We start from the raw sequence: 26,332 nt of genomic DNA, 5'->3' as shown, positions 1-26,332 counted from the left end.
GGACGGTCAGGCCGTGTATAAAAAGCCACACGGCGTATAACCGGCGTTGTGGCGTGTGGCACGCTTTGCCGATTAGTGAAAAAATGGAATTCCTTGATCGCCATCAAATACGGTGCGCAGGCGCGTGCCGCCGATTGACTCTTGTAAAGGAGCATCATGACTGCCTCTGCCCGGCCTGGACCCTTGCTTGTCATCACCGCAGTCATCTTCATCTTGCTGGGCCTGGCGCTTGCCGGCGGCGGCGCCTGGCTCGTCAACCTGGGCGGTTCCTGGTATTACGTCGTGGCCGGTATTGGCATGCTCGTCGCGGGCGCGCTCGTGTGGAAGGGGCGGCGCAGCGCCCAGCCGTTCCTCGCGCTGCTGCTGTTCGCCACCCTGATCTGGTCCGTGATCGAAGTGAAGTTCGACTGGTGGCAATTGCTGCCGCGCCTCGATATCTGGTTCGCCGCCGCCGTCTGGCTGCTGCTGCCCTTCGTCGACCGCCGCCTCGATCCGCCACTGACGGCTGGAGCGAAACCGCGCGACGCGGGCAAGAGCGCGCTGGTCGCCGCCGTGGTACTGACGGCCGCCGTGGGCGTGTTCTCGTTGTTTCAGGACTACTACACCTTGCATGGCGAAGTGCCGGCCGAGAACATGGCAGCCGCGCCGCAAGGCGATTTCGCGCCCGGCGTGGCGCCCAACGACTGGGCCGCGTATGGCCGTTCCGGCTATGGCGACCGCTATGCGCCGGCCGCGCAGATCACGCCGGCCAACGCGTCGCAGCTGAAACAGGCATGGGTGTACAACACGGGCGACTTCAAGGGCCCGAACGATCCGGGCGAGATCGCCAACGAAGTCACGCCGCTGAAAGTAAACGGCATGCTGTACCTGTGCACGCCGCATAACATCGTCATCGCGCTGGACCCGGACACGGGCAAGGAGATCTGGCGCCACGATCCGAAGATCAACCGCGACGCATCGACCTACCAGCACATGATCTGCCGCGGCGTCGCCTACTGGGACGTCAACGCGGGCCGCGCCAAGGGCGACCCGGCACCCGAGGCGGCCGGCATGGAATGCCCGCGCCGCATCCTCGCGCCCACCATGGATGCGACCCTGATCGCCGTGAACGCGGACACGGGCGAAGCCTGCAAAAGCTTCGGCGAAAACGGCGTGATAGGCCTGTACCACGGCATGGGCATGAAGAAGCGGGGCTTCTTGATGCCGACGTCGCCGCCGGCCGTGGCGCAAAACGTGGTGGTGATGGCCGCCAGCGTCACCGACAACTTTTCCACGGAAGAGCCGTCGGGCGTGATCCGCGGCTACGATCCCGTCACGGGCAAGCTGATGTGGAACTGGGATGCGTCGAACCCCGACGACACGGCGCCGATTGCCGATGGCAAGACCTACACCAACAACTCGCCCAATTCCTGGGGCGTGTCCAGCGTCGATGAAAAGCTGGGCATGGTGTACATCCCGATGGGCAATGAAACACCGGACACGTGGGGCGGCAATCGCAATCCCCATGGCGAGAAATACAATAGCGCCATCGTCGCATTGGACTTGGCGACGGGCAAGGTGCGCTGGGTCTACCAGACCGTGCACCACGATATCTGGGACATGGATATCGGCGGCCAGCCCACCCTGGTCGACATCGACACGCCGAAAGGCAAAGTGCCGTCGGTCGTGGCCACGACGAAACGCGGCGACATCTACGTGATCGACCGGCGCGATGGCAGCCTGGTCGTGCCGGCGCCGGAAAAACCGGTGCCGACGAACAACCCGGCTCCCGGCGACCGCTTGTCGCCCACGCAGCCGTTTTCGGCCCTCACTTTCTTGCCCGAGAAAAACATCAGCGAAACGGATATGTGGGGCACGACGCCGTTCGACCAGCTGGCCTGCCGCATCATCTTCCGCCAGCACCGCTACGAAGGGCCGTTCACGCCGCAAACGGTGGCCGAAGGCAAGATCAAAGGCGCCATCATCTCGCCGGGCCCGCTCGGTATCTTCGAGTGGGGCGGGGCGGCGGTCGATCCGGGCCGGCAATTGCTGCTGGTCAATCCCGACTACATGGGCTTTCTGGAACGCCTGGTGCCGCGCGCGCAAGCCAATGCGAAGGGCGGCACGGGGTCGGAAATGGGCTTGCAGCCGCAGACGGGCGTGCCGTTCGCCGTGGAAATCAAGCCCTTCCTGTCGCCGCTGGGCTTCCCATGCCAGGCGCCGCCGTGGGGCTATATCGCCGCCGTCGACTTGCGCACGATGAAAAAAGTGTGGATGCACAAGAACGGCACCACGCGCGACAGCGCCCCCGTGCCCATCGCCTTGCCGCTGGGTGTGCCCAGCCTGGGCGGCATCAGCACCACGGGCGGCGGCGTGGCCTTCCTCAGCAGCACGCTCGACTACTACATCCGCGGCTACGACGTGCGCAACGGCAAGACCGTATGGAAAGCCCGCCTGCCGGCCGGCGGCCAAGCCACGCCGATGAGCTATGTCTCCGACAAGACGGGCAAGCAATATGTCGTCGTCATGGCCGGCGGCCATGGTTCGCTGGGCACGAAGATGGGCGATAGCCTGGTGGCGTTTGCGTTGCCGGATGAGGCGGTGAAGGGGGCGGAGAAAGCGAAGTAAGCGATGCGCATCCGCGGCATGGTCACGCCATGCCGCGGATGCGCTGCCATCGCGGCGTTCGACCTTACTGCAAGCGGCGATTCAAGACGATGAGTTCCGCATTGTCCGCGATATCGCCTGCCATCGGGTAGAGCACGACCGCATAACCATGCTCGGTGGTCTTGTTGATGCTGGAAATGATCAATTTGTCATGCTGTATGGACAGCACCTCGTTTGTCAGCAAGTTCCTGTAGCCTTGCTCACCTTTGCTATAGAATATTTCCAATAACTCAGCATTTTTCGTGGTCAGCCAGCCGTTTCCAAACTCGCTATTGAAACGCGTGACGAAAGTGTCGTCAGCGATTTTGACTGGCAGCCATGTATTGAACAGCGGATCGGCAAAGTCCACCAATTCAATGATTCCGCTTGTCCCATCCGGATCTATTTTTTCGATAATGATTTTATCTTTTGCTTGTGCCAGAAGATAAGAATCGTGGGCGAAGGATGCGCTTAATATCTGCAAGACATCGATATCATGCGCATCGATTTCCCTCGAGCGCGTGACGCTGCCTTTTTCATCGATCTCCCGGTGCAGGAGAAGGCTGCCGTCATGGGCCAGCAAATGAATCGCCTTGTTGCAAATGGCGATTCTGTTATTTGCGGGTAATGGAATCTTGACATTGTGTTTCTTCTTCAGTTTCCCATTGATAAACTCGATGGCCAGTATTTTATCCGGTTTGTTATCCTCAAAAGGCACATCGTGAAATATCGAATATGCGTCCGTCGTGCCAATGAAGTCTCCCGTACATGGACGGTTGCCCTTTGGCATTTCCACATCTTCACGGTGAAAGATGGGAATGCTGATTTCCAGTTCCTTATCGGGATGATAAGGAACGACGGAGACATAGTTTTCCTGATCGGGGCTGAGGAACAGTGTCGGCAAGATGCCGCCATCCTCGACATAGTTGTCGACACTGCCATCGATCTCGACAGTCGTATAAACCAGCTTGTACGTACCGTTCTTTTCGTACACATAGTTCGATAGCAGCGTCTTTTGGCCACATGAAATACTGTCTTTTGCTGATATTTTTATCTCAGCAAGCAATATTGTCATGGTAGCCAAGCCGCCCTGGGTAATGGACGATGCAAAGGGCGTTACCTTGTCGAGGTTTTTCATGCGTCAGCTAATCTCCTTATTGGGCCGCCAATCCCAGCTTCAAACCCACCAGCTTGCCCGGCGCGGCCTCCGTTTTTTCCGGCGCACCGGCGCTGACCCTGGCCGCCGGCGTGCCGTCCTGTTGCAGGGCGGCCAGAATCGCCGCGCTGCGCTGGGTGCCCAGCTTGCTCAAGGCGTCGGCCGCCAGCGGCTGCTTGGCTTCCAGCTGCTCGCGCAAGCCGTTGTAGAAGGCGCCCGTGTCGGCTACTTGCGGCTCGCCTTCGATCAGCTTGCCCAGGCGTTGGAATACGGGGATTTTTGCCGTCGCCGGAGCGGTGGCGCTGGCAGATGCGGCCGCTGTGGCAGGAGCGGCCGACTCCGCCGCTTTCTTCTGCTTGTCCAGCTCGGCCTTGCCGAAGCGTTCCGCGTACAGGTCGCGCAGGGCGCCCCGTATCTTGCGTTCGCCCAGGTTCAACGGTCCCGGTTCTTCGCCCGCTTCCAGCTTGATGCCGGCCTTGGCGGCGACGGCGCGGCGCACGGCCTGGGCGCGCAGGGCGGCCGCGTCCGTATCGCTGTACTGGCCAGGCACGGCCAGCTTCAGCTGTTCGCGCTTGGCGAGGATTTGCGCCACCTGCTTGAGCTTTTCCCGCTCGGGCGGCAGCAGCACGGCGCTGCCCGCGTCGAAGTCGATCGATTCGAGCTTGTCGGCGCTGATGCCGAGCAAGTTGCCCAGCGCGCGGAATGGGGCCGTGACGATTTTCGTCAGCACATTACCCACGGCTTTCCAGATCAGGGCGCCGTAGCTGAATTGCGGGTCGTTCATGTCGCCCGACACGGGCAAACCCAGGTCGATGCGCCCGTCCGAGTCCTTGAGGATGGCCAGCGCCAGTTCCAGCGGCAGCTTCAAGGCGTCCGGGCTGTCGATGCGCTCGCCCAGGGTCAGTTTGTCGAGCACGATCTGGTTGGTGCCGTCGAGCTGGCGGTTGCGCACCTTGTATTGCAAGTCCAGCGAAATCTTGCCTTCTGCCACCTTGTAGCCGGCGAACTTCATCGTGTACGGCGAAGCGGACACCATGTCGACATTCTTGAAGACGACGTTCAAGTCCGTGTTGTCGGTCGGGGCGAACGGATTTAATTGGCCACGCACGCGGGCCAGGCCGAATTCGTCGATGCGGCCATCGAGTTCGATCTGGCTGCGCGCATCGCGTTTCGTCGACAGGCCCGTGACCACGCCATTGAGTTCATAGATCTTGGCGGCGAACTGGGGCCGCAAGCTGAGGTCGGCAAAGTCCAGCTTGGCGTTTTGCAGGCGCACGCGGCGCACGCGCACGGGGAAGGCGGCGTCGGCTGCCGGCGTGGCGGAGGCCGCAGGAGCGGTGGCCGTTGCCGTGGCAGGCTCGGGAGCCTTGACCAGCAGGCGCTGGGCATTGAGGCTGCGGTCGTTTTCGATGATCAGCTGGGCGTTCGGTTCCACCACGCGCAGTTCGGGGATGTCGACAAAATCGGGCCCCACGCTGGCCGTCAGCTTGTCGGCGCGCACGCTTTTCCACGACGCAAAGCGCTTGCCATCCGTTTCATTGAGCACGAGACCGGCGATATCGACGCCGCCCACATAGCGGACCTTGGGCGCTTTCGGCGCGCCGCCGCCCGTCGTCAGGCGGCCGCTGCCGGACACTGCGCCACCCGCCAGCTTCAGTTTTACGTGCTGCGCCAGCAACGGTTGCACGGGGGCCAGGGCCAGCTGTTTCAAATTCAGCTGCGCATCGACGGCGCCCGTGCCCGGCACGAACTTGCCATTGGCCGTCAATAGGCCGCCTTCGCGCAGGCCCACGCCCAGCTCGAACGGCAGCGCCTGTTTCATCTCGTTGCTGACCTCTTGCAGCGACAAACGCGCATCCTGCACATTGACCTTGATGCCCGTGCCCGCGTCATCGAAACGGGCGCCGAACTTGCTCAGTTCTACCTTGTCTACCTTGGTGGACCAGGGCGCGGATGGCGCGTCCTTGGCAGTGTCGGCTTTGCTGGAGGCAAACACGGGCAGCTTTTGCGCAATCGCAAATTCCCCCTGGCGGTTGCGCGCCAGGTCGATCTGCGCGCCGCTGGCCGTCACGGCGCCCAGGTGCACGGTATGCGCCGCCAGGTCGATCTTGCCGTCGGTAAAGCCCAGTTGGGCCAGCTTGAACGGCGTTTGCGCGCCCCGCTGCATGGTGAGGTCGGCCAGGCCGAAATGTGCGCCGTCGATGATGGCGGCCATGCCCGATGGACCTTGCTGCAAGCCCAGTTGCAAATTCAGCTGCAGCTGTTTGGCGCTCAGCTGCAAGGCTGGCGAGACGGTTTCATCGATGGCGGATACGTCCACATTGGCCAGCGCCAGCTGTTTCAAGTCCACTTTCCACTTGCCGGGCTTGGCTGGTGCGGCGGGCGTGGCGGCGGCAGATGCTGCTGGTGCGGGATTGCCGGGCAGCATCAGGTTCGCCACGTCGATCTCGCCCTTGCTGTCGCGGCGCACGGCGACCTTGCCGCCGACCAGGTTGACCTTGTCGACCGTGACGCTCTGGCGCGCCAGATCCACGTTCACGCCGGCGATACCCAAAGTATTAAGCGACGTAAAGGCGTCGCTCTTGCCACTTTGTACCAGCGCCAGGTTGCGCAAGGCGAGGCCCGCGCCTTTGACGGTCGCTTCCAGCTTGCCGTCCGCATAGGAAAAGGCGTAGGGCAGGCGCGCCGACAGCTTGCCGCTGGCGACAGTCGCGCGCGTATAGGCTTTCAAATACGCGGCCAGGCCGGGCAGGGAAGCGTCGTTCAGTATCAGTTCGCCTTCGCCGCGGATCGGGCTCAGCGAGGCCGTGCCGCGCCAGTGCAGCTTGCCGCCGCGCGCCGCATCGGCGCTCAGGCTGTAGCTGCCGTTGGCGTCGGGCAGGGTGGAAATATTATCGAGCGTAAAGTTGATCGGCGTGAAGTTGTCCGCATAACCGGCCTTCTGGTCTTGCCAGTCCATTTTGCCTTGTTCCAGCGCAAAGTGGGCGATGACGAGGCGCGGCATGCCGCCTTCGCTCTTTTCCGGATGGTTGCGTTGCCAGGTGGCCAGCACTTCGGCCAGGTTGAACTTGCCGTCCGGCGTGATCGTCAGCTGCGCTTGCGGCGCCGTGATGCGGATTTCCGCGAGGCTCCAGGCGCGGCGCACGATGGATTTCCATTCCAGCTGCACGGCCAGGGCGCCGATGGATAGCAGCGGTGCATTGTTTGCGCTGGCCGCTTCCTTGAAAGCAATCTTGTCCGCTTCCAGGCGCAGGGTAAACGGGTTGAAGCGCACGTCGGCGATGCTGGCCTGGCGCGCGAGTTCTTTTTCTGCAAATTTGGGTAACTGGTTTTTGATGACGTAGGGCACCAGCCAGAAGCCGGCCGCGCTGTAGGCGGCCAGGGCGCAGCTCGTGCCCAGGGCCCAGCGCTGCCAGCGTTTCCAGCGAAATGTTTTCGTCTGCACGCTTTTGTTGTCGATTGTGTTCACGAACTTACCTTTTAGTATCTTGTTAGGCGGCACGTCTTGCGCGCCGTGACTGTCAGTATGCCTCTTTGCGGCCTCGTCTGCAAAATCCAAACGTGTTCAAGTGATAACAGGCGCCAGAGGGAGCTAGTTTCTCCTGTAAAACTCACACAAACTCACCTTTTCTTGATAATGATTCTCATTATCGGTATCATGTTCGCTAACCGTAAGTTTCCGCTTATCCCCATTTTCCAATTGAAAGCCCGACGCCATGCCTGTTGCCACTCCCCGCACCCGTTTACTTCCAGTGGCGGCAGCCCTGTCACTGGCCTTCGCTTCCCACGCCGCGCTGGCGGCAAATGCGGCCAGCGGCCAGGACGAGCCGACGGCTGGCGATGAGAAAGTCATGCAAGCCGTGCAGGTGACGGGCGCCCGCGCGCAAGGCCTGGTGCCGCTCACCACGGAGGCGGGCAGCTTTCGGGGCGCCAGCATCATGGACGTGCCGTCGACCGTCAACGTGATCACGCGCGAATTGCTGGAGCAGCAAGCCGTATCCGGCCTGTACGACGCCGTGCGCAATACGGCCGGCGTGACGCGCCAGCAAAACGGGGGCGAGACGTGGGATCAGCTGGTGATACGCGGCATCGCCGTGGAAAACCGCACGAATTACCGCCTCAACGGCTCGCTGCCCATCATGAACTTCTCGCAAGTGCCCATGGAAAACAAGGAAAGGGTGGAAGTGCTGAAGGGCGCCTCGGCCCTGTACTACGGCTTTACGTCGCCGGCCGGCGTCGTCAACTTCGTTACCAAGCGTGCCGGCAGCCAGCCCGTCACCGGCATGGGCCTGAGCGTCGACGACCGCGGCAGTGCCGTGGCGAATGTCGACGTGGCCCGCCGCTTTGGCGCGCAGCAGGAATTCGGCGTGCGCGTCAATGCGGCCGGCGGCACTTTGGGTTCCTACCTCGATCATGTCGGCAATGGCAACCGCCGCTTCCTTTCCACTGCGCTCGACTGGAGAGTCACGAACAAATTGCTGCTCAAGGCCGACCTCGAGTACGAGCGCCGCAGGGTGACGGAGCAGGCGGGCATCGCCTTGCCCACGGCTGTCAAAGGCGTGATCAGCTTGCCGCGCGCCGTCGATCCGCGCAAGCTGATCGGCCCGGACTGGTCGAATTTCGAAGCGCAAACAAAAAATGCGCAATTGCGCGCCGATTACGCCATCGCCGATGGCTGGGCCTTGACGGTGGAGGCGGGCCACGCGGAAACGGCACGCGACCGCCGCCTGGCGATCTTCCGCCTGAACAACGCGGCCGCGCTGGCCACGGGCGCGGGCCGCATCACGGGCAATATCCAGCACAGCGTGATGACGTCGGACTTGCTGCGCGCGGAACTGGCCGGCAATTTCAACACGGGTTCCATCGCTCACGAACTGACCCTGGGCGCCTCGCGCACGGACAAATCGCAAGATCCGATTTATCAGAGCAATTACACGATCGCCTCGCAAAACCTGTACAACCCAGTGCCCGTGACGACTGTCGTGTTCGGCCCCAAGCCAACGGCGCCGACGACGGCCGGGCTCGACACGCGCGACACGGGTTTGTATGCGCTCGACCGCATGGTTTTCAGCCCGCAATGGCAAAGCGTCATCGGCGTGCGCCGCAGCAGCTATCAAAGCGACCAGGGCGCCAGCCACTACGACGTCAGCAAGACGACGCCGATGGCCTCATTGATCTACAAGGCCACGCCCGAGCTGTCGTTCTACGCATCCACGGCGCGGGGGCTGGAAGAGGGTGAAACGGGCCCGACGGGCACGGTCAACCAGGGCGTCAAGATGGCGCCTGGCGTGAGTAAACAAAAGGAACTGGGCGCGCGCTGGCTGACCTCTGGCGGCACCTTGCTGTCTGCGGCCCTGTTCGACATCACGCGCCCCGGCTATTACACGAATACCAGCAATGTGTTCACGTCGGACGGCGAACAGCGCTACCGTGGCCTGGAACTGTCGACCCAGGGCAAGCTGACGCGGCAGTTGTCGTGGCAGACGTCGGCCCAGCTGCTCGACCCCAAGTTTGCCAACATCAACGCGGATTACAACGGCAAGGCGCCGGAGAACGCGTCGAAACGCACGGCCAGCGTCTTCCTCGCCTACGCGTTTGACACCGTGCCGGGCCTGTCCGTCAACGGCGGCGCGTATTACTACAGCGCCCGTCCCGTCAACGACCTGAACCAGGCCTTCCTCGGCGGCGTGAGCCTGTTCAGCGCGGGCGCCCGCTATGCGAGCCGCGTGATGGACAAGGCCGTCGTGTGGCAGCTGAACGTGGAAAATGCAGCCGACAAGCGCTACTGGGCCGGCGCCGGCACGCGTTTGGCGTCCGGTGCGCCGCGCGCCATCAAGCTGTCGATGAAGGTCGACCTGTAAAACCTGAGCTGTGAAGGCTTGACCTGCGGGCTTGGCTGGCGGCAGGGCGGCGGCTATAATGCCTTCATGCCAATTAGTCAACGTCGTGCCGTCGTCGTGCTGTGGATCGCGTGTCTCGCCATCTTCATGGCGGCGCTCGCCCCGACCTTGTCGCGCGCGTTCACCGTGGCCAGCGGCAGGGCCGTGCCCAGCTTCGAGATCTGTTCGGTAGCGGGCGGCATGAACATGCTGCCCGCTACCTTGTCCAAGGATGGGTCCGACACCCCGACGGGTGGCATGCGCGTGGGCGATTGCCCTTGTTGCAGCATGCATGCGGCCACCCTCGACTTTCCCCCCGCGACCCTGGTGCGCGCTTCCGGCGAGCTGATCACGGGCTTGCTGCCCGTGCTGTTCTACCAGTCCGCCACCCCGCTGTTTGCCTGGACGCCCGTCCAGCCCCGCGGACCGCCTGCCGCTTTCTGATTCCTCGCACCTTGTGAACGTCCACGTTGCGCCACGCCGCGCTGGCGGCCGTTCGTCTTGCCTATCCGACAGAAAGCAGCACCATGAAACATTTTTCCTTATTGATTTCCCTCGCCATCGCCATGCCCGCCGTGGCGCAAAGCCGCAGCGACGCCGGCATGCCCGTCCTGCCTGAAGTGAAAGTTATCGTCACGGGCGTCAGGGACGCTTACCGGCCCACCGCCGACGCGGCCTTGATGCTCACCAGCACGCCCGGCTACAGCGTGGCTGCCGGTGGCGGCGTGTCCGGCTTGCCGGTGGTCAATGGCTTTGCCGATGACCGGCTGAAAATACGCATCGACGGCATGGAATTGACGTCGGCCTGCGCCAATCACATGAATGCGCCGCTGTCGTACATCGATCCGCAGCAAGTGCAGCGCATCCGCCTGATCGCGGGCGTGACACCCGTCAGCGCGGGCGGCGACAGCATAGGCGGCACCATCGAAGTGCAGTCGAACGCGCCCGTGTTCGCCCAGCCCGGCGCGGGCCTGCTCACGCAAGGCAGCTTTGCCATGTCGGGACGCAGCGTCAACAACAGCGTGGCGACCAGCGCGAACGCGTCGGCCGCCAGCGACAGCCTGAGCGTCGGCTACAGCGGGGCCTATACGCGCGGTCACAGCTATGAAGATGGCCACGGCAACAAAGTGCTGGCCAGCATGTTTGAAAGCATCAACCAGTCCATCGTGCTGGCGGCGAAGCGCGATGGCCAGCAGCTGACCCTGCGTGCCGGCGTGCAGCACATCCCGTACCAGGGTTTTCCCAACCAGTATATGGACATGACGGACAACCACGGCCAGTTCGCCAACCTGGCCTACCAGGGCACATTTGCCTGGGGCGTGCTCGATGCGCGTGCCTACTGGCAGCAGACGGACCATGAAATGGGTTTCTTTACCCCCGAGCGCAAAGGTTCGATGCCGATGATCACGCACGGGCGCAACACGGGCTATGCGCTGATGGCCAGCTTGCCCATGAGCGCGGGCGAGTTGCGCCTGGGCCAGGAGTGGCATGGCTTCCGCCTTGACGATTACTGGCCGGCCGTGCCCGGTTCCATGATGATGGGGCCGCGCACCTATCTGAACATCAACGACGGCAAGCGCGACCGCACCGTGCTGTTTGGCGAACTGGAAACGCGCCACGATGCGCGCTGGACGAGCGTGCTGGGCTTGCGCGGCGAATCCGTGCGCATGGATACGGGCGACGTGCAATCGTACGGCACCAACATGATGAACATGCCGGACGTGATGGCCGCCAGGGCTTTCAATGCGCGCAGCCGCAGCCAGCGCGACACGAATATCGATGCCTCGGCGCAAGCGACCTTCACGCTAGACGCGGCCAGCAGCTATGAATTCGCGCTGGCGCGCAAGGTGCGTTCGCCCAACCTGTACGAGCGCTACTCGTGGGGGCGCGGCTCGATGGCCATGACCATGACCAACTGGTTTGGCGATGGCAACGGCTATGTGGGCAGTATCGACCTCAAGCCCGAGACGGCTTACACGGCGGCGCTCACGGCCGACTGGCATGGTGGCGGCGAGGAGGGCTGGTTCGTGCGCCTCAACCCATATTACAGCAAGGTCGTCAATTACATCGACGTCGACGTGCTGTCATCTTTCCACCCGTACATGAAAATGGGTGCAAACGGCAATTTGCTGCGCTTTGCCAACCACGACGCCAAGCTGTACGGCGCCAATCTGGCGTGGCAGTTGCCGCTGGCCAGTAGCGCCCGCTGGGGCAGTTTCATGACGACAGGCAACGCCGCATACACGCGGGGCAAGCGCAGCGATGGCGGCGACCTGTACCGCATGATGCCGTTCAACGCCTTGCTGGCCGTCGAGCACAAGCTGGGCGCCTGGAGCAACCGCATCGAAACGAAGATCGTGGCCCGCAAGGACAAGGTCGACGCGCGCCGCTTCGAACCGGAAACAGGCGGCTACGCGCTCGTCAACCTGCGCAGCAGCGTGGCGCTGGGCAAGATGGCCAGCCTGAGTGCCGGCGTGAGCAACCTGTTCAACCGCGCGTATGCGGATCCGCTGGGCGGCGTGTATTTATCGGGCTTGAAGGCGTACGGCGGCGCGCTGCAAGCGTTGCCGGCCGAGGGCAGGTCGATTGATCTGGGGCTGCAGCTGAAGTTCTAAGGCGGGCAATCAGCGGGCGCCTTCCTGCGCCGATGCGGAGGGACGGTGCCTGCTGGCATTGCCGCATCGGCGAGCGCGAGGTGTTCGTGACAATGTGGGTATGCTTTTTTCAGCGTTATTCGCAGGCTATCCGGCACAGCGCCATCAATTTCCAGCACCGCTCTTTTTTCGCCGCGACCCCGTCAGCACGCGCAGCGCGGTGGCGATCGGCACCTTGTTCTTGGCGAGGTAGGCGGCGGCCGTGGCCGTGTCGAGCATTTCCTGGAAAATAATGCCGACTTCGACCTTTTGGGCCGTCAAGTCGTCCTGCCTCGCGCAGTCGAGGATATCCATATTCGTCGCAGTGACTTTGTCGTTCTTGGAGCGCATTTTTGCCTCGGTAGAAAAGAGAAAAAATGTCTCCTTTTATTTGCCTTTAAGATAACTTATTTTTGTGACTTTGTGGAAATTTTTCTTTAATCGATAGTGCATTGAGGAATTAAATTTATCTATCGTCAGAGATAGGGCATCGGTTCCGGTATTGCTTGACGGAACATTTGGCTGCATAGTGGGAACTGCAATCAAACGGCGGTTACCTGATGAGGCCAAAAAAATATGACAAGTAATGCCAAACTGGCCGTCCTGATCGATGCGGACAATGCCCAGGCGTCGATCATCAAGGAGTTGCTGACGGAGGTATCGACTTTTGGTACCGCATCGGTGAAGCGTGCTTATGGAGACTGGACGACACCCAATTTGAAGGGCTGGAAGGAAATCCTGCATTTGATGGCCATTCAGCCGATCCAGCAGTTCAGTTATACGACAGGGAAAAATTCGACGGATTCATCGCTGATCATCGACGCCATGGATTTGCTGCACTCGGAAAAGCTGGACGGCTTTTGCCTTGTATCGTCCGACAGTGATTTCACGCGCCTTGCAACGCGGATTCGCGAATCAGGACTGGCTGTGTATGGTTTTGGTGAAAGAAAGACGCCGCCAGCCTTTGTCGCCGCCTGTGACAAGTTTGTTTATACGGAGATCTTGCGGCCGGTAACACCGCCTCCTTTGGCAGAAAAGCAGCAAAAACCGTTACATGGGCTGGCCCCTGTCTCCCTCGACGCGGATACGCGGGAAGTGCTGCGCAAGGCGATTATCGCCGCAGCGCGCGATGACGGTTTTGCCTCCTTGAGTGGCGTCGGCAGTCTGATCCTGAAAAATAACCCGGCCTTCGATCCGCGCCACTATGGCTGCCAGAAATTGAGTGAGCTGGTGCGCCGCCTTCCTTTCGTTGAAGTCAAAGAAGTTCAAAGCGAAAAGAATCCTGCCATGCATCTGTACATTAAATTGAAATAGGGAAGCAGCCGGGCCATCATGACACATGATCCCCCGTCACCCATTGCCTGATCAACCATCGTTTGCCAGCGGCGCCCGCATGCGGTCTAATCATGGTTTGTTCCTTCTCGAGGTTGACATGCTGCCCACTTCCGCCATCGTCGCGCTGCGCGAAAAATTTCCCCTGATTACAGAACTGATGGCCTTGCAGCCCTTGAGCTGGTTCAATCCCGGCATTGCGCCGGCGGCCGAGGGCCTGAAAGACGCAGGCTTGACGGCTGATGATGTGGCGCAGGCCAGCGCGCGCCTGGAACGTTTTGCGCCCTACCTGGCCAGGGCTTTCCCGGAAACGCAGGCCAGCGGCGGCGTCATCGAGTCGCCCGTCGTGCCGTTGCCGGCCATGCAGGCGGCACCAGGTTTGGCGTTAGACATGACAAGCGGTCAGCTGTGGCTCAAGCAGGATAGCCATCTGCCGATTTCCGGCTCGATCAAGGCGCGCGGCGGCATCTATGAAGTGCTGAAACACGCGGAAATGCTGGCGCTGGACGCCGGCTTGCTGAAGGAGGGCGATGATTACAGCCTGCTGGCCAGCGACGCCGTACGGGCGTTTTTCGGCCAGTATGCGATCGCCGTCGGCTCCACGGGCAACCTGGGTTTGTCGATCGGCATCATGAGCGCGCGCCTTGGCTTTCGCGCCACCGTGCACATGTCGGCCGATGCGCGGCAATGGAAGAAGGACAAATTGCGCAGCCACGGCGTCACCGTCGTCGAGTACGCGACCGACTACAGTGTGGCCGTGGAAGCGGGGCGCAAGCAGGCGGAAAACGATCCCACCTGCCACTTCGTCGACGATGAAAACTCGTATGACCTGTTTCTCGGCTACGCGGTGGCGGGCGAACGCCTGAAGGCCCAGTTCGCCGCAAAGAACGTCACGGTCGATGCGCAGCACCCCTTGTTCGTGTACTTGCCGTGCGGCGTGGGCGGCGGCCCCGGCGGCGTGGCCTTTGGCTTGAAGCTGGCCTTTGGCGACGATGTCCACTGCATCTTCGTCGAGCCGACCCATTCGCCATGCATGCTGCTGGGTGTGTACACGGGCTTGCATGATGGGATCAGCGTGCAGGAGATCGGCATCGACAACCTCACGGCCGCCGATGGTCTGGCCGTGGGTCGCCCGTCGGGCTTCGTCGGACGCGCCATGCAAAGGCTGATCGACGGTTACGCCACCGTCACGGATGAAGAACTGTACCGCTTGCTGGCGACGCTGGAGCAGACGGAGCAGCTGCGCCTGGAACCCTCGGCCGTGGCCGGTTTCGCGGGCATTCCTGCCGTGCTGGCCGCGCCGCAATACCGGCGGCACCTGGAAACGGCCACGCACCTGGTGTGGGGCACGGGCGGCAGCATGGTGCCGGAGCAGGAAATGGCCGCTTACGTGGCGCGCGGCCGCGCCTTGCTGGCGGCTGGCGCCGCTTGATGCCGCCCGGCGCGGCGCGCATGGCGACGCTGACGGCCAGCCAGTTCGCCAACCTGCACACGTTTCTCGTGGCGGCGCGCCATGCCAGCTTCGCATTGGCCGCGCAGGAACTGGCGCTCACGCCCAGCGCCGTCAGCCACCGCATTGCGCGGCTGGAAGCGAGCCTGGGCATGCGCTTGTTCGAGCGTCTGACGCGACAGGTAAAACTGACACAGGACGGCGAGCGCATCTTCGCCGCTCTGCAAATCGGCTGGGATGGCTTGCGTGCGGCGCTGTCCGGCGGCGATGCGCTCACGGGCAGCATCACCGTGCATGCGCGCCCGTCCATCGCCCAATGCTGGCTCGTGCCGCGCCTGGCGGGATTCGCCGCGCAGTATCCGGACGTGTCGATTGATTTGCGTGTGGGGAACGACGCCGTCGACTTTCGCGCGGGACAGGTCGACCTGGCCTTGCATTACGGCGACGGCAACTTTCCCGGCCTGGCATCGCGCAAGCTGATGGGCGAATGGCTGGCGCCCGTCTGCAGTCCGGACTATGCGCGCGACCATGGCTTGCTTGATATGCCGCAACACTTGCGCGACGCGACGGTGCTGCACGACACCCTGGCCTGGCCCGCCTGCGCGCCCGATGCCGAGTGGCGGCTGTGGCTGAACTTGCAGGCGCCCGAGGTGACCTTGCCCGCGCGCAACCTGCGTTTCGACCGCGCCGACCTGTGCGCGCAGGCGGCCATCCACCACGCGGGCGTGGCCATGGGCAGGCGCCAGCTGGTGCAGCTGTGGCTAGATAGCGGCCAGCTGATCCTGCCGTTTGGCGGCTTTGCCTTGCCCAGCCCGCAGGCGTATTACCTCGTGCACAGCGGACGCGCCGCGCTGCCGGCAAGAGTGCAGGCCTTGTTTGATTGGCTGCTGGGGCAGGCGATTTGATACACTGCGCGCCTTGTTCAAGAAAGCGCACGAAGGAAGCACCATGCACGCATCATCCCCACTGACCCCCACGCCGCCACAGGAATTGCGCACGACTGCGCTCGCCTGCCTGCTCGAGCCGGACCCGGCAACGAAGGTGGCGATGGTGGCGGCCATGGCCGAGGCACAGCTTGCGCTCGATGCGCAAGCGACTTTGGCGCCGACCGGCACCGTGCCGGGCCGTCCCGAACGGCCGGAGCTGGTGCCGCCGCGGCTGGTGGGGCGGCGGTCGATGATCACGCCGGAAGGGCGCGCCATGCTCGTGCACGCGCTCGCGCACATCGAGTTCAATGCCATGAATCTGGCGCTCGACGCGCTGTGGCGCTTCCCGGATTTGCCCTTTGACTACTACACGGACTGGCTGCGCGTGGCGAAAGAGGAGGCCACGCACTTTGCCATGCTGCAGGCGCACCTGCAGGTGCTGGGCCACACGTATGGCGATTTTCCCGGCCACGACAGCCTGTGGGAAATGGTCGACAAGACGCGCGGCGACGTGCTGGCGCGCATGGCGCTCGTGCCGCGCACCCTGGAAGCGCGGGGGCTCGATGCGATTCCGCCGCTGCGCGCCAAACTGGCGCAGGCGGGCGACATGGCAGCTGCCGCCATCCTCGACATCATCCTGCGCGATGAAGTGGGGCACGTGGAAATCGGCAACCGCTGGTATGGCTACCTATGCGATCAAAGGGGCCTGGAATTGCGCGCCACCTATGCCGAGCTGGCGCTGCGCTACGAAGCCCCGACCCTGCGCGGCCCGTTCAACCTGGAAGCGCGGCGCCGGGCGGGGTTTTCGGAGCTGGAACTGTCCGATCTGCCCGCCTGACCATGCTTACGGATGGGCCGTGATGCTGATGTGCCAGTGGCTCAGGTGTCCCGCCTCGATGTGCACTTTTGTCGGCTTGGTCCAGGCGCCAGCGCCGGGGATATGGTCGGTAGTGGCGGCGGAAAAACGCCCATCGACGAGGGCCCGCTTGATGAAACTGGGGCCGATGTAGATCACGCGCGTACTGGCCTGCGCCGCTTCCAGGGCCAGCACAGCCCGGTTTGCCGCGATCCACGCCAGCAGGGCTGCCAGTTTCGGCTTTTGCGCGGGGTTGGCCACCACTTCCGCCTTGGCGGCATTGATCAGATTTTGAATGGCTGCGCCATAGTTCTGGCCGCCCAGCGCGTCCGTGTAGCCACCCGCGCCGTCCGCGTAGCGCAAGTCGATCTGCTGGCCGTCGCTGTGGCCGCTGTGGCCGAGGATGGAGCGGCCAGTCGCCGTCTGCGTCACGTGCTGGCCGCTGATGTCGTCGAAACGGTAAGCCTTGCCCGCCAGCCAGGCGATGGCCAGGCGCGTGGCCCACGAATCGCCGCCAGCATCGCGCGTGCCGTAGCGCCGCGCCGCCAGCGTCGCCTCGTTGTTGGCCAGGTACAGAGGAATGTAGGCCGTGTCGCCCTTGAACTCCACTTGCCCCCCTTCGGCGGGGTCGGAGCTGGCATCGACGTTGTCGACGCTGCCCTTCAGGCGCACCGTGACGACCGCCTTCTTGTCGAGTTTGGCGCCGGCAAAGGCAGGCAGCACCAGGCCGGGAAATTTTACGGTGCCGGCAGTCTTGGTATTAGTCTGGGACAATAAATTCTCCGTGCTGAAGGCGGGAGTGCCGCCGCCCGACGATATGCCGATGTTGATTTCCGTAATCTTTGCCGTCGCCGGCGTGTAGTGCAATTCCAGCGGCAGCGTATGCGTGGCCGTGGCCGTTCCTTGCGACACGGATACATACGGCCCCGCCAAATTGCCCGTCAGCTTGATCGGCTGCAGCACGGGGCGGGCGGCCTGGTTCGGCGAGCTGAACTTCGCCTGCGTCACCTTCAAACCCTTGCACGCGAGACTCAGCTCCACCGTCGTCACGGTGGCCAGGGCGCTGTCGCCGATATTCGTGGCGCTGACGTTGCCGCCCAGGCTCAACGCTCCAGTCCGGGTCTGCTTGCTGACGTCGACGCACTCCGTCCTGACGATGGTGCCTTGCGTGAAGTGCGTCTGGTTGACGGCGCCCGTGGCGGCCTGGCTGACGCCGGGCAGCCCCGTCACGGCATACGACCAGGTATCGTTGTACTGGCTTTGCGCCGTCGTGTAGGTGGGATACTCGGCCGTGCTGACGGTGATTTTCACGCCCACGTTTTTCGTGTCCTTGGGCACCGTGAAGGCGATGGACGAGGTGATGGTCTGGTTTTGCGCGGCGGCAATGGCCGTGAACGTCTTGCTGCCCTCGTCATCCTGCGGCGTGGCGTCGCCCTCGGCGCGGGAGCTGATGGGCAGGTCGCGCGCAGGCGGCCCGGCGCCATCTTGCGTGACGCTGCCGGCCGCATAGGTCTGCGCCCCGACGCGCAAGGCCAGGCTTGCTGCATACGGATAGACGATGTCGACATTGACGTTGCTGCTGTTCTCAAAAACGACGGCACTGACGCTGACCACGTTCGGGTGGACCAGGTCGTTCAAGGTCAGCTGGTAGGTATCGGGCAGTACGCCGTCGAAGTGGAAGGCGCCCGTGGCGTCGACCACGGCCACCTGGCGCTGGTGGTTGTTGTAGCCGGCCAATAGCATTTTCTTGCCGGCCAGTCCCGTGGCATTGCCGCCCGCTGGCGTGCGCAGTTGTCCTTGCAGCACGATGCCGGATTTGATGACGATCAAGGCATAGCTGGCCGTGAACTCGCCATCCTGCGAGACGAAATTGAGGTTCAGGTCGTAGCTGCCGTTGGGCAAGGATGCCAGCAGTTGCTGCATGGCCGTGGCGCCGATGCTGAAGGTGCCGCTGGCCGCATCGAACGTCCAGTAGGTCTTGAGGCTGATGGCCACGTCATTCGGGCCGGACAGCAGACCGTCGCTGTCATCCTGCAAGGCCATGGGGACCGCATCGACGAGGCGGAACGCAAGGCCGCCCGGCTGCAGGCGGTTGTTCGGCCCCAGTCCCGCGATGGCCAGCACGGGCGCGGTGGTCGGTACGCTGCCGTCGTCGCGTGGTTCCACATAGGTTTCCACGGCTGTGGGCAGAGCCGTCTGGATCAGCAGGTCCAGGGTCGTGACCTTGCCGCTCTTGCTGAGGGAAAATTGCGCGTGCTGGTCGACACCCGTGTCGCCGGGCGTGGAAAAGCGCAGGCTGCCGTCCTGCAGCAGCACGTCCGTGACGGCGCCGCTGGCCTTGACGCTGTCGGCGCCGTCGGGAAAGCCCAGTTCGGCCAGCGGCAGCACGACCACTTGCGCGGGCCGCACGGGGTCGAGGACGATGCCGTCGCTGGTGCTGAAGGTCCACGTCAGGCCCGTGCTCTGGAAGGCGATGCTGCGCTCGATGCGCACGGTGATGGTGTCGGCGGGCGTGACGGTGGCGCCCGCGCCGATGCTGCCGGCCAGCACGTCGCCATCGATGATGGTGCTGCCTGCAGGCGCGCTGGCCAGCACGGCTTGCACGTTGACGGCCGCTTCGCTGCCATTGTTGCGGATGTGCGCGCGGTAGGTGTAGTCCCAGGCCGTGCGGTTGACGCGCTGCTCGGCCACTTTTTCCAGCAAGGTCACTTCCAGGTCGCCGGCGGCCTGGGTGGTGCCGCTGGTGGTCGCGGCGGCGGCCAGCATGACCTTTGGCGCGGCCGGCTGCGTGGGATCGTTCGGCCCGCCGCAGGCGCACAGGCTCAGAGCCAGCCCCGTGGCCAGCGCGGCGCCCGCCAGCTGCCGGCGCCGCAGGCAGGCCATGGCCAGCATGCCCGCCAGCAGCAGCCATGGCGTGGACGGCAGGGCGACGGCGGCCGGCTGCGTGATGCCCGCCTCGAGCTCGATGAAGGAGGCGGGGTCGAGGATGGAAAACGGCTGGGCGCCGGGGCTGCCCGCGCCCAGGTAATCGAAGGTGACGGAAAAGCCCGTGAGCGTGGCGCCGGGGACGATGCCGCCGACCAGTGCCAGCGCGTCGAGGTAGCCGCTGGCGGGAATGGCGGGATCGGGCTGCACCACCAGCACGTCCCAGCCTGGTAGCGTGAAGCCGCTCTGCAGGTTGGCGTACTGGCCCACGCTGAAGAACAAGGTGAATTCCTCGATGGGCACGGCCAAGGTGGTGTTGCTGACCGTATAGTCGTAGCGCCACTGCGTGCCGCCCAGCGATGTTGCCGTGTAGCCGATGCTGGCGGCGTGCGCGGCGGACATTGCGCACAGCAGCAGCGCCAGCAGCGCCTGTTTGATAAAGCTCATGATCGTTCCCCCATAGACTGGCGCCAAGCGTGCCCAGGCAGGAGGTCAAGCAGGAAGCGTTCCTGTATCAATTGTGCTGTAAAAACAAGGACTTGGAGGAAATGGGACGGAGCAGGTGTCAAATTTTCCGACACGGCACGTTATGGCTGAGCGCTGTCAGCGCTGTCCTACCCATCTTGTCGAAACTGTCTGATTGTATGCCTTGCGGAAACACGCGATGATCGTGTTCATGCTGCAACAGCCAACCAGTCCGACGGAGTATGCGATGCAAAAGCCAGACCAGTCCATCCACGTCAACAAGCCATTCCTGCTGATCTGCCTGTTTACGTTCTCGACTCTGGCCGCCACCTTGATGAATACGGGCGAGGCGCAGCCGGACGATGCCGTGCCGGCACCCGTGGCGCGCGATGCTGGCCACGGCGCCTTGCCCGTCTGCAGCAGCGACGCCCTTACGTTGTCGGCCCAGTGCCAGCCCCAGCCGGCGCGCCAGGCTTGACCGCCGGTTTGTTGCCGGCCTGCGCCTGCAGCCGCTGCCGCAGCAAGGCAAGCACGGCCGCTTCTTCCGGCGCCAGCGCCTGCAAATCGTCCTGCATCCGCTGCCGCGCCCGCGCCCGCATGCCTTCCAGCAGACTTCCATCGAGATACGATTCCAGCACGGCCGGGTGCACATAGCACTTGCGGCATATCGTCGGCGTGTTGCCCAGCTTCTTAGCCACGGACTCGATTGCCTGCACGATGTTTTTCTTCGCTTGCGCATCGGAAGCGACCTGTTCGAACGCCTGCAGGGCCAGCGCGGCCAGCAGGGTGCCGGACCAGGTGCGGAAATCCTTGGCCGTGTAGTCTTCGCCCGTTACCTCGCGCAGATAATCGTTGACGTCGCCTGAATCGACGCCGTGGCGCACGCCATCCTCATCGACATATTGAAACAGTTCCTGTCCCGGCAGTTCGCGCATGCGCTGCAGCACCCTGGCCAGGCGCCGGTCGCTCAGGCGGATATCGTGGCGCACGCCGCTCTTGCCCTTGAAGTGAAAGGCCACGGCGCTGCCGTCGACCTGCACGTGGCGCGTGCGCAGAGTGGTCAGGCCGAATGATTTGTTCGTGCGCGCATATTCTTCGTTGCCGATGCGCATCATCGTCAATTCCAGCAAGTGCACGATGGTGGCCAGCACTTTTTCACGGGGCAAGCCGGGCAACTGCATGCCGCGCGCGACGGCGGCGCGGATGGCGGGCAGGGCGCGGCCAAAGCTGAGCATGCGTTCATATTTCACATCATCACGTACCTGGCGCCAGCGCGCATGGTAGCGGTACTGCTTGCGGCCCCGCGCATCGCGCCCCGTCGCCTGCAAATGGCCATTCGCGTGCGGGCAGATCCACACGTTCGTCCAGGCCGGCGGAATGGCCAGCGCCTTGATGCGCGCCAGGGTGGCGGCATCGCGCACGATCTGGCCATCTGCGTCGCGGTAGCGGAACTTGCCTGACTTGCCAAGGCGGGCGATGCCGCTTTGATGGTCGCCCGTGTAGCGCAGTCCGGCGGCGCGGGCCGTGGTGGTGGCGGATATTTCCATGGATATAGCGTACCTTGTACGCCGCGCACCTGCCGCGCCGTTATGCTAAGGTGCGCATTCGTAACGCCGTGCGCGGCAGACAGGAGCAGCAGATGTTTGGCAGAAAAAAGAATCTGGAAGAAGACCACGCCCCCCAGGCCGACAAGCAGTATGAAAAGAAATACACGGATGACAGCTTCTGGGACAAGGTCGTCAAGTTCGCCAAGACGGCGGGACGCGAAGTCATCGAGAAAGCCCTGTGGCTGTACTACGCGGCCCAGCAGCCGAACACCCCGTTGTGGGCCAAGACGGCCATCTATGGCGCGCTCGGCTATTTCATTTCGCCCATCGATGCGATTCCCGACATCACGCCCGTGGTCGGCTATGCGGATGACCTGGCCGTGCTGGCGGCGGCCGTTGCCACGGTCGCCACCTACATCACGGCCGAGGTCAAGGAACGGGCCGCCGAGAAATTGCGCGGCTGGTTCGGCGCCTAGCTTGCTAGAGCGGGCTGGCCCGGTTGGCCTTTAACGGCGTTGCGGTACTTGGCCCTGGCCTCGGCCTTCTTGACCGCCTCGTTGGCGATGTTCTGTGCCTTGATGCGGGCTTTTTCACTCTTGCTGCGCTGCTGCGCCACGTCCTTGTTGCCGATGCGGTTTGTCATGCCGGTCTCCTTGTTGAGTGTCAAATCTGACCAGCACAGCATACGTTCTTGCCCGGGCGCCACCGTGCGCCCGCTCACACAAGCGGCATGCCTACCGCGCTTGCGCGCCGCTGCCGCCATGGGCCAGCAGGCGCAGCACGACTTCTTTCTGGAATGAACGGAACTCCTTGTCGGCGCTGACGTTGGCGAAGGCCAGCACGGCTGTCTTGCTGGCCCGGTCGACACAGACGACGGACGCGGCGCCCGGGTCGCCGCCGCTGTGCGTGGCCAGCGGCCTGCCGTTGACGTCGCGCAGCAGCCACACCAAAGCCTGGCGCACGGATGAATCGGCAGGCACGACGGGGGCCGCTTGCGGGGCAAAAAATAATTGCAGGGTGGAATCTTGCAGGTAGCGGTGGCCATCGACCCGGCCGCCATTGCTGAAGATGGCCAGGAAACGGGCAAAGTCATGCGCCGAGCTGCGCAGCAGGCCGGCCGGCCAGTCCGGATAGCCGACAGGCGGCAGCGCTTGCAGGCCCGGTTCCTTGTGCGCATACGGCTGGGCAACGACGGTGCGCCGCGGCAAGCCGGCCAGATTCCACGCTGTGCTGTCCATACCCAGCGGTTCGAACAGATGCTCGTGCGTAAAGGCGTCGAGGCCATCGGGGTTCAAACGGCCCACCAGATAGCCGAGCAGGGCGATGCCGACATTGCTGTAGCGCCATTCCGTGCCGGGCCGGGCCGCAAACGACACGTCTGCGTCATACCAGGCGCCGCCGCGCGACAGGTAACCCTTGACGAAGTCGCGCAGCGGTAATCGCGGGTCGCCCTGGACGGTAAACGTCGTCGTCTTTTCGTACACGGCGTCGGAAATGCCCGAGGTGTGGCTGAGCAAATGGCGAAAGGTGATGGGCACATCGGGAAACTTCGGATGCATGAGCGGGAAGTCCAGGTAGGCCGCCACCTTGTCGTCGAGCTGGAAGGCGCCTTGTTCCAGCAGCATCATGACGGCCGTGGCCGTGACGAGCTTGCTGACGGAGGCGACATGGAACACCGTGCTGGCGTCGGCCTTCTTGCCGGCCTGGATGTCGGCCCAGCCATAGCCGCGCGCGAAAATCGTTTGCTCGCCGCGCACCACGGCCACGCTCATGCCCGGCGTTTCCGTGCGGGCCAGGCCATCGCGCATGAAGCCGTCAAAGGCCGTTTCCCACGCCAGTCTGGCCGGATCGGTGGCGCAGCCCGTTTGCAGCAGGGCCATCGAGACGCCCAGTCCCAGCACGCTTCTTCGTTTCATTGCTTCTCTCTTTTGCCATTTTTAATTATCTTAACAATATTTCCGCCCAGCATAGGGGCGATTGACAAAACATTGCTTTGAAGCAGAGACAAATGGCTGCTGCCGGCGCCTATTTGCGCCAGTAGCGTTCCAGCAGCGGTTTGACCGTCAGGCCGTGGGCGACGATGGACAGGATGACGACGACCAGGGTGATGTCGGCCAGTTCGCGCGCCATGCCGTCCGCCAAGCCATGCGCGATGGCATAGCTGAGGTAATACAGCGAGCCGATGCCGCGCACGCCGAACCAGGCGGCCAGCCCGCGCAGGCGCACGCTGGTACCCGAGGCCAGCAGACCGAGCATCACGCTGGCCGGGCGCGCCACCAGCAGCAGGAACAGCGCTACGCTCCACGCCTGCCAGCTCCAGGCGGCGGCCGTGACGGCGCCGCCCAGCAGCAGCACCAGGGTCAGTTCGGACAGGCGTTCCAGATGTTCCTTGAAGACGAGGGATTCGCCGCTGACGGTCAGCGTCACGTCGCTGTCGTGCGGCTTGGCGGCGGACACGGCATGGATTTCCTCGGCCTGCAGCAAACCGTGCCGGTCTTTCGGCGCGCCGGCCAGCCGCAGTTCCGTCTGGCGCAAGGCCACGCCGGCGAAGAACACGGCCAAAAAGCCCCACGCGTGCAGCCACGTGGACACGCCGTACACGAGGGCGATCAAGCCCAAGGCCGCCAGATCGTCCAGCATCGCGTGTTTCGGCTCCTTGGCGCGCACCTGCCAGCCCAGCCAGGCCAGCAGCGCGCCGCCGGCCGCGCCCAAGGCGATGGCGCCCGCGCTGGCCCAGACCAGATCGCGCCACAGCCAGGTGATCCCGTGCGGCCCCAGCTCATGCAGGCCCAGCAAGCCCAGGCCCAGCATGACGAAGGGAAAGCCGCTGCCATCGTTCATACCCGCTTCGCTGGTCAGCATGAAGCGCAATTGCTCGCGGTCGCCCGCATGGCGCAGCTGCACGTCGGTGGCCAGCACGGGGTCGGTGGGCGCGAGGATGGCGCCCAGCAGTATGCCTGCGCCCAGGGGCAGGCCCAGCACGAGGCACGAGAAGGCCGCTACCAGGGCCACGGAAATGGCCATCGACAGCCACGCCAGGCGCAGCGACGGCAGCCAGCGCGTCAGGCTGAAGGGCACGGGCATCTTGACGCCGGCAGAAAACAGGGAGATGAGGACGGCGATTTCCGTCAGGGTTTCCAGCAGTGGCGCTTGCTGCACCAGGTCGAACGAAAACAGGCCAAGGAACATGGGCCCCAGCAGCAGGCCCACGCCCAGGTAAGCCATGGCCGAGGTCAATGGCAGGCGCGCGATGCCGTCGGCGCCCAGGCCACGCGCCAGCATCAGGCAACCGATCAGGATGAACCAGGCAGTGGTGCTCATGCGAACCATTGTAGCGGCGCGCGGGCAAGGGCAGCGCGCCGCACGGTTTTTTTATGCTTTGTGCAGCGACACGCTGTCGTTCTGCGCCTGCATGCCATGCAGCTCGATGGGGTCGTGCGTGGAGCGCAAGCGGGGCAGGCCGTGCGGATAGTGCGTGGTGATAAAGGCCAGCATCTGTTCGCGCACGATGCAGCGCAATTCGAACGCCTTGCCTGAATCGACAGCGCTGATGAGGAAACGCACGCGTACGGCCCGCTCGTTCGAATCCGTCGCCTGCACGGTGCAGACCCGGCCATCCCATTGGGATGCCGCTGCGCAGATGCGCGTCAGTTCCGCACGCAGCGGCTCGATCGGGATGCTGAAATCGAGCCACAGGAACACCGTGCCAAGGATCTCGGAGGAGGTATGCGTCCAGTTCTCGAACGGATTTTCAATGAACCACTGCAGCGGCACGATCAAACGGCGCTCGTCCCACACGCGCACGACCACGTAGGTGCCCTTGATTTCCTCGACCGTGCCCCATTCGCCATTGACGATCAGCACGTCGTCGATGCGGATCGGTTGAGAGAACGCAATTTGCAGCCCTGCAATGAAATTGCCGAGCACGGGACGGGCGGCGATACCGGCCACCAGGCCCGCCACGCCGGCCGAGGCCAGCAGGCTGGCGCCGATCTGCCGCGCACCGGGCAAGGTCAGCAGCACGAAGGACAGGCCCAGGAGGACCACGATGGCGTGCGCGCTGCGCGTCAGCACGCGGGCCTGGGTGATCCGGCGCCGCGCGCGCAGGTTGTCGGCCGCATCGACGGGATTGATCTGGGAAATCGTGATGCTGAGCGACTCGATGCATTGCATGGTCAGCCAGGTCAGCGCGATGATCAGCGCCACGCTGGCCAGGTGCGACATGGCGACCAGGCCCGGCGTGTCGTCGGGCGCGCTGGCCAGCACCATGCGCAAGCCGAAGACGATCAGGCTCAGCTGGCTGGCGCGGAAAGCCACGCGCGCGACGTTGCTGGCAAGCGGGTGGCCATTGGCCAGTCTTTTCAGCAGGCCGATGCCGGCCCGGTGCACGCCGATGGCAACCAGGGTGACGAGCAGGGCGGAAACGAGCACGGTCAGCGCCGACCGCAGCGGGCCTCCCATCAGCGAGTGGAACGTGCTGAGATCCATAGGCGAAAACTCCTTGAGATTGGTGGGGGATGTCGGAAGCGGGTATTTTA

The 26,332-nt window shown here is 63.6% G+C and carries 19 protein-coding genes; 10 read left to right on the top strand and 9 right to left on the bottom strand.

The window, feature by feature from the left end:
• The first annotated feature begins 156 nt into the window (after positions 1-156).
• A complete protein-coding gene (locus tag ACQ4WO_RS07795) occupies positions 157-2,607 on the top strand; it encodes a membrane-bound PQQ-dependent dehydrogenase, glucose/quinate/shikimate family (protein WP_436480915.1) in 2,451 nt (816 codons plus the stop codon).
• Between the two features lie 64 nt (positions 2,608-2,671).
• Here ACQ4WO_RS07795 and ACQ4WO_RS07790 read toward each other — a convergent pair whose 3' ends face one another.
• Both ACQ4WO_RS07790 and ACQ4WO_RS07785 read right to left on the bottom strand, forming a co-directional pair.
• Positions 2,672-3,763 carry a hypothetical protein gene (locus tag ACQ4WO_RS07790; protein WP_436480914.1) on the bottom strand — a complete coding sequence of 364 codons (1,092 nt, stop codon included), beginning with the start codon at positions 3,761-3,763 and terminating at the stop codon, positions 2,672-2,674.
• 16 nt (positions 3,764-3,779) lie between these two features.
• Complete coding sequence (locus tag ACQ4WO_RS07785; protein WP_436480913.1) at positions 3,780-7,250, bottom strand: DUF748 domain-containing protein; 3,471 nt, start codon at positions 7,248-7,250, stop codon at positions 3,780-3,782.
• A gap of 247 nt (positions 7,251-7,497) precedes the next feature.
• On the opposite strand from ACQ4WO_RS07785, the gene ACQ4WO_RS07780 reads away from it, so the two are divergent.
• From ACQ4WO_RS07780 to ACQ4WO_RS07770, 3 genes are all read left to right on the top strand, one after another.
• Complete coding sequence (locus ACQ4WO_RS07780; RefSeq protein WP_436480912.1) at positions 7,498-9,642, top strand: TonB-dependent siderophore receptor; 2,145 nt, start codon at positions 7,498-7,500, stop codon at positions 9,640-9,642.
• A gap of 66 nt (positions 9,643-9,708) precedes the next feature.
• On the top strand, positions 9,709-10,104 hold the full coding sequence (locus ACQ4WO_RS07775) for a DUF2946 domain-containing protein (RefSeq protein WP_436480911.1): 396 nt from the start codon (positions 9,709-9,711) through the stop codon (positions 10,102-10,104).
• 83 nt (positions 10,105-10,187) lie between these two features.
• Complete coding sequence (locus tag ACQ4WO_RS07770; protein ID WP_436480910.1) at positions 10,188-12,275, top strand: TonB-dependent receptor; 2,088 nt, start codon at positions 10,188-10,190, stop codon at positions 12,273-12,275.
• 144 nt (positions 12,276-12,419) lie between these two features.
• Here the strand turns inward: ACQ4WO_RS07770 and ACQ4WO_RS07765 are convergent, their stop codons facing one another.
• A complete protein-coding gene (locus ACQ4WO_RS07765; protein WP_436480909.1) occupies positions 12,420-12,644 on the bottom strand; it encodes a hypothetical protein in 225 nt (74 codons plus the stop codon).
• 225 nt (positions 12,645-12,869) lie between these two features.
• Here ACQ4WO_RS07765 and ACQ4WO_RS07760 point away from each other — a divergent pair, with 225 nt between their 5' ends.
• The 4 genes from ACQ4WO_RS07760 to ACQ4WO_RS07745 all read left to right on the top strand — a co-directional run bounded on the left by ACQ4WO_RS07760 (position 12,870) and on the right by ACQ4WO_RS07745 (position 16,839).
• Entirely contained in the window at positions 12,870-13,607 is a 738-nt protein-coding gene (locus ACQ4WO_RS07760; protein WP_436480908.1) for an NYN domain-containing protein, read from the top strand.
• Positions 13,608-13,725: 118 nt separating this feature from the next.
• A complete protein-coding gene (gene dsdA, locus ACQ4WO_RS07755) occupies positions 13,726-15,057 on the top strand; it encodes a D-serine ammonia-lyase (protein ID WP_436480907.1) in 1,332 nt (443 codons plus the stop codon).
• Complete coding sequence (dsdC, locus tag ACQ4WO_RS07750; protein ID WP_436481178.1) at positions 15,057-15,980, top strand: DNA-binding transcriptional regulator DsdC; 924 nt, start codon at positions 15,057-15,059, stop codon at positions 15,978-15,980. Before dsdA ends, dsdC begins: the two co-directional genes overlap by 1 nt.
• Positions 15,981-16,023: 43 nt before the next feature.
• Entirely contained in the window at positions 16,024-16,839 is an 816-nt protein-coding gene (locus tag ACQ4WO_RS07745; protein ID WP_436480906.1) for a ferritin-like domain-containing protein, read from the top strand.
• A gap of 6 nt (positions 16,840-16,845) precedes the next feature.
• Here ACQ4WO_RS07745 and ACQ4WO_RS07740 read toward each other — a convergent pair whose 3' ends face one another.
• Positions 16,846-20,229 carry a hypothetical protein gene (locus ACQ4WO_RS07740; RefSeq protein ID WP_436480905.1) on the bottom strand — a complete coding sequence of 1,128 codons (3,384 nt, stop codon included), beginning with the start codon at positions 20,227-20,229 and terminating at the stop codon, positions 16,846-16,848.
• 265 nt (positions 20,230-20,494) lie between these two features.
• Between ACQ4WO_RS07740 and ACQ4WO_RS07735 the strand changes: the two genes are divergently transcribed.
• Positions 20,495-20,725 (top strand): hypothetical protein, encoded by a 231-nt coding sequence (locus tag ACQ4WO_RS07735; RefSeq protein WP_139091840.1) that lies wholly within the window; start codon positions 20,495-20,497, stop codon positions 20,723-20,725.
• Here ACQ4WO_RS07735 and ACQ4WO_RS07730 read toward each other — a convergent pair.
• Positions 20,679-21,794, bottom strand: a complete 1,116-nt coding sequence (locus tag ACQ4WO_RS07730; protein ID WP_436480904.1) for a DNA topoisomerase IB — start codon at positions 21,792-21,794, stop codon at positions 20,679-20,681. The genes ACQ4WO_RS07735 and ACQ4WO_RS07730 overlap by 47 nt on opposite strands.
• A gap of 92 nt (positions 21,795-21,886) precedes the next feature.
• Here ACQ4WO_RS07730 and ACQ4WO_RS07725 point away from each other — a divergent pair, with 92 nt between their 5' ends.
• Positions 21,887-22,270, top strand: coding sequence for a YkvA family protein (locus ACQ4WO_RS07725; protein ID WP_046685558.1), 384 nt, complete (start codon positions 21,887-21,889; stop codon positions 22,268-22,270).
• On the opposite strand, the gene ACQ4WO_RS07720 is transcribed toward ACQ4WO_RS07725, so the two are convergent.
• The 4 genes from ACQ4WO_RS07720 to ACQ4WO_RS07705 all read right to left on the bottom strand — a co-directional run bounded on the left by ACQ4WO_RS07720 (position 22,267) and on the right by ACQ4WO_RS07705 (position 26,282).
• Entirely contained in the window at positions 22,267-22,437 is a 171-nt protein-coding gene (locus tag ACQ4WO_RS07720) for a hypothetical protein (protein ID WP_436480903.1), read from the bottom strand. The genes ACQ4WO_RS07725 and ACQ4WO_RS07720 overlap by 4 nt on opposite strands.
• A 91-nt stretch (positions 22,438-22,528) precedes the next feature.
• Complete coding sequence (locus tag ACQ4WO_RS07715) at positions 22,529-23,710, bottom strand: serine hydrolase domain-containing protein (protein WP_436480902.1); 1,182 nt, start codon at positions 23,708-23,710, stop codon at positions 22,529-22,531.
• 109 nt (positions 23,711-23,819) lie between these two features.
• Positions 23,820-25,115: a cation:proton antiporter gene (locus tag ACQ4WO_RS07710; protein ID WP_436480901.1), complete on the bottom strand. Its 1,296-nt coding sequence runs from the start codon at positions 25,113-25,115 to the stop codon at positions 23,820-23,822.
• Positions 25,116-25,166: 51 nt separating this feature from the next.
• Positions 25,167-26,282 carry a mechanosensitive ion channel family protein gene (locus ACQ4WO_RS07705; RefSeq protein ID WP_436480900.1) on the bottom strand — a complete coding sequence of 372 codons (1,116 nt, stop codon included), beginning with the start codon at positions 26,280-26,282 and terminating at the stop codon, positions 25,167-25,169.
• Between the last annotated feature and the right edge of the window lie 50 nt (positions 26,283-26,332).

Source organism: Janthinobacterium aestuarii, from assembly GCF_051380835.1.
Classification (GTDB): Bacteria; Pseudomonadota; Gammaproteobacteria; order Burkholderiales; family Burkholderiaceae_D; genus Janthinobacterium; species Janthinobacterium aestuarii.
Note: the sequence above shows the minus strand (reverse complement) of the source record. Positions and strands in the feature narration are given on the sequence as shown.